The following is a 4,063-nucleotide window of genomic DNA, read 5'->3' as shown; positions in this document are numbered from 1 at the left end:
AATGTTAACTACGTAAGCAAAATTACGTAAATGTTACGTAAATGCAAGTATTTATACGTAAAAATACTTAAAAAATACGTAGGTGTATTTTTGATAGGGCTATAAACTCTTGTTTTGGGCTAAAAAAGGCATATAGGTGGTAATACTAATCATCCACGAAAGTTGTTTGAAACCGATTGTTAAGGTAAGTTCTCATTTTAGCCATGATTATAGAGCTAATAGAGGTAGATTATAGCCTGTCATCGAGTATATTGATGAAATAAATACGGAGAAATGATTCTTAATCACATAAACGAAGGAGTAAATGGAACGACTTCAGGGAGAATGTAGTTTAATAAACTGGTACCGTATAAATTATTGTAACAGAAGTAGCATGAAGATCACTAAAAGTGTACAATCTCTTATTGAAGAAATAAACGACGATCATTTATCATCCAATCCGGAAACACCCATACGTATAGATGCATTTGATCTTGATGATGATATAAAAATTGAACTTATCAGTAAAAAATTTAAAGACATCATGGAAATTCTTGGGCTGGATTTAACAGATGATAGTCTGAAAGATACGCCCGCACGTGTTGCCAAGATGTATGTGAAAGAAATCTTCGGTGGGTTAAATCCTGCTAACAAACCAGCTATTACCTTGTTTGATAATAAATACAAGTATAACGAAATGGTGCTTGAAAAGAATATTACTTTTTATTCAAACTGTGAGCATCATTTTGTACCCATCATTGGTAAAGCTCATGTCGCTTATATTTCAAGTGGAAAAGTAATTGGCTTGTCAAAACTAAATCGCATAGTTGAATATTATGCTAAACGCCCGCAGGTACAGGAACGACTGACGATGCAGATAGCAAACGAATTGAAAAGCATTCTTCAAACGGAAGACGTGGCTGTGGTACTTGATGCCAAACACTTATGTGTTTCCATGCGGGGGGTGAAAGATGAAACCAGTTCAACAGTAACGGCCGCTTATTCGGGTAGATTCAATGAAGAAGGAATTAAAAACGAATTTCTGTCATATATTAAAAACTGATTTCTGATTTGTTTATATGCATAAGCTTGAAAGGAAGCAACGAATTCCTGTTACATTGGATGAGGCCTGGGAATTTTTCTCTTCACCAGAGAATTTGAAAACTATTACTCCGCCCTACATGGGTTTTGATATAAAATCAGGAGGAGGTACTCATATGTATGCAGGTATGATTATTAGATATACGGTCAGACCGTTGCTTGGTATTCCGATGAATTGGGTGACAGAAATCACTCATGTAAAGGAAAAAAGTTTTTTTGTTGATGAACAGCGTGTAGGACCTTACGCAGTCTGGCATCATCAGCATCATTTTAAAGAAATACAGAATGGTGTTGAAATGACAGATATAGTTAATTATAAACTTCCATTAGGGATTCTGGGTGAATTGTTGGAGCCGATACTGGTTCGTTCTAAGATACAGGAGATCTTTGATTACCGGAATAAGAAGATGGTTGAACTCTTTGGTAATTATAAAAATGAGTTCTGATTCGCTTCGGTAAATCAGAACTCATTTTTATATTGTTTGGGATTTGTTTTTTGAAAATTGGAATTTGTTTATACTTAAAACTCGTCTTCATCAAACACAAGGTCTGCATCTTTTTCCCAGATCTCCATTTCACATGGCTTGCAATTGAATTTTAATTTGTATTCGTTTTCACCATGTTTCAGTACCAATGGTTCTACAACTTTTTCACCCATGCTGTCGCGCTGATATCTCGGACATTTGCCTAATTCATATTTTACACAATACTTGGTAGTCATGACGCGTGCCTTGCCAGGATCCCACTGTAGTTCAAACGCTTTTTCAATTTCAGTAACCCCATGTCTGTGGTAAAAAGCACGTGCCATTTTATTGGACACGTTATACGTGAAATCCAGTTTTTCAACCGGGTAGGGGTGAGTGGTTTTTTCAATTTTATATTCTTTGCGTACATATGCTTTCACGCGTATGTCGATCAGCTGTTCCAGCGCTTCTCTGCGGATTTCATTGATCTTTGAAATCGGAAGGAACCAGTTATTGGAAAATTCTACTGCAATGCTGTCTGCAATAAATGGCGTATTGCCGGTTTTTGAAAGGTTCTTTTTGATGTTGTCAATCACACCATCTGAATTTTTGCTAAGCTCTTTTGCAGCCTCTAACGCTACAATGCTTTCATATCCGTCCTCATCAACGACTTTTAACTGGAAGCCGGTTGCTGTCTCACTGAATGTCATGTGAACACCGATCTTACGAATCACACTGTCTTCACGCTCTACCAGTTTATTGAACTCCGCATCGGCATTTCTGTAAATCATGGTGCCGACAGCAATTGGCTTGAATGTGTTCGGAATAACCACACCATTGGTGATGGTATTGATTTGTGCACCATCTGCTTCTCCGGCTTCATTGATGAAATACAAGCCATCACCGTTGTTAAGCTTGTCGGAGTTTTCAATCACATAGCCGTTGCTTTTCACAGCTGTTACTTTGCCTATTACTTGCCCCTGGGATTTAGGTGTTTCCCACGAACCGATTTTAGCAGTTCTCTTGTTGACGAAATAATCGGTATAACCTCTGTTGAAGCTGCGATCCATTTCGGCTTCAAAATTATAGAAGGTACGCCCGGAAGATGCCTTGATGAAATGTTCATTATTTTCAAGGAAGGCATCTAATTTTCTGCGTAAATAAGAGACGTTATTTTTTACATAGACAATATCTTTTAAGCGGCCTTCAATTTTGAATGAAGTAATACCGGCTTCAATAAGGTTTGGTAACTGATCGCTCAGGTCAAGATCTTTGATGGATAATAAGTGGCTGTTTGCAATCAAGGTCTTACCGGTTCCATCGATCAGATTATATGGAAGCCGGCAGTTTTGTGCGCAGGATCCACGGTTGGCACTACGTTCACCACCGGCAATACTCATGTAACAGTTGCCGCTGAATGAAACACACAAAGCACCCGAAACAAAGAATTCCAATTCAATATCAGTTGCTTTTTGAATGTCACGGATTTGATCCAGATTTAATTCACGCGCCAGTACGGCACGTTTCATACCTGCATCTGCAAGGAATTTTACGTGTTTAGGGTCGCGGTTATTGGCTTGTGTACTGGCATGAATCACAATCGGAGGAATGTCCATTTCCATAATAGCCATATCCTGAATGATCAATGCATCTACACCGATATCATATAATTCGTGAATTAATTTCTGGCAGGTATCTAATTCGTTGTCGTATAAAATAGTGTTTAATACTACAAAAACCTGTGCTTTGAACAAGTGCGCATATTGCACCAGCTCAGCAATATCTTCCACCGGATTAGTGGCATTGGTACGTGCCCCGAACTGAGGTGCGCCAATATATACTGCATCTGCTCCGGCATTGATTGCTGCCATTCCCTGGTACAGGTTTTTGGCAGGAGCAAGTATTTCAACTTTCTTTTTCATAGGAAGTGCAAAGTTCCGCAATTATTTACGGGATTACAAGAATAGCAGTCTGAACTGTGATTTTTGTGATTATTATGATTATGAAGCCGCTGGATAGGTACAAGAAGAAAAAAAAAGAGCATTTAGAATGCTCTGTATGGTTATTTATTTTTTAATGAATAGTGAGTTTTATTCGATATTCGAAATATGGAATAAAAGACGAAAATCACTGTAATCATCTTAATCACAAAAATCATAGTTCAGACTACCTACGCCTTCCTCACAAACTCTGATTTTAATGCCATGGCACCAAAACCATCAACTTTGCAATCGATATTGTGATCACCATCGGTTAAACGGATGTTCTTCACTTTTGTACCGGCTTTAATGGCTTTGGGAGCACCTTTTACCGGAAGGTCTTTGATGATCACTACTGTATCGCCGTCCTGCAAAATATTGCCGTTGGAATCCTTGATAATATTTTCTGTACTTAATGATTCTTCAATCTCTGAAGGGTTCCATTCATAATTACATTCCGGACATACCAATAAGGAATCAACTTCATAGGCATATGGTGATTTGCATTTCGGACAAGGAGGAATAGAATCTGACATAATC

4 protein-coding genes are annotated in these 4,063 nt (G+C 38.1%); 2 read left to right on the top strand and 2 right to left on the bottom strand.

What is annotated here, in order from left to right; translation table 11 throughout:
- Positions 1 to 373 precede the first annotated feature (373 nt).
- Both folE and ACTHJT_RS17875 read left to right on the top strand, forming a co-directional pair.
- Positions 374 to 1,042, top strand: a complete 669-nt coding sequence (gene folE / locus ACTHJT_RS17880; RefSeq protein WP_440240753.1) for a GTP cyclohydrolase I FolE — start codon at positions 374 to 376, stop codon at positions 1,040 to 1,042.
- Positions 1,043 to 1,058: 16 nt separating this feature from the next.
- Positions 1,059 to 1,526: an SRPBCC family protein gene (locus tag ACTHJT_RS17875; protein WP_440240751.1), complete on the top strand. Its 468-nt coding sequence runs from the start codon at positions 1,059 to 1,061 to the stop codon at positions 1,524 to 1,526.
- Between the two features lie 74 nt (positions 1,527 to 1,600).
- Here the strand turns inward: ACTHJT_RS17875 and ACTHJT_RS17870 are convergent, their stop codons facing one another.
- Positions 1,601 to 3,466, bottom strand: a complete 1,866-nt coding sequence (locus ACTHJT_RS17870) for a peptidase U32 family protein (RefSeq protein WP_440240749.1) — start codon at positions 3,464 to 3,466, stop codon at positions 1,601 to 1,603.
- Between the two features lie 248 nt (positions 3,467 to 3,714).
- A complete protein-coding gene (locus ACTHJT_RS17865; protein WP_440240755.1) occupies positions 3,715 to 4,059 on the bottom strand; it encodes a zinc ribbon domain-containing protein YjdM in 345 nt (114 codons plus the stop codon).
- Positions 4,060 to 4,063 lie beyond the last annotated feature (4 nt).

It is taken from the genome of Cytophaga sp., from assembly GCF_051961495.1.
In the GTDB taxonomy this organism is placed as follows: Bacteria; Bacteroidota; Bacteroidia; order Cytophagales; family Cytophagaceae; genus Cytophaga.
The sequence above is the reverse complement of the archived record's forward strand: the minus strand, read 5'-3'. Positions and strand labels throughout refer to the sequence as shown.

Excerpts from the sequence above, each read along its gene's own strand:
- ACTHJT_RS17875 (WP_440240751.1), top strand. The coding sequence starts at position 1,059 with ATGCATAAGCTTGAAAGGAAGCAACGAATTCCTGTTACATTGGATGAG.
- ACTHJT_RS17865 (WP_440240755.1), bottom strand. The coding sequence starts at position 4,059 with ATGTCAGATTCTATTCCTCCTTGTCCGAAATGCAAATCACCATATGCC.
- folE (WP_440240753.1), top strand. The coding sequence starts at position 374 with ATGAAGATCACTAAAAGTGTACAATCTCTTATTGAAGAAATAAACGAC.
- ACTHJT_RS17870 (WP_440240749.1), bottom strand. The coding sequence starts at position 3,466 with ATGAAAAAGAAAGTTGAAATACTTGCTCCTGCCAAAAACCTGTACCAG.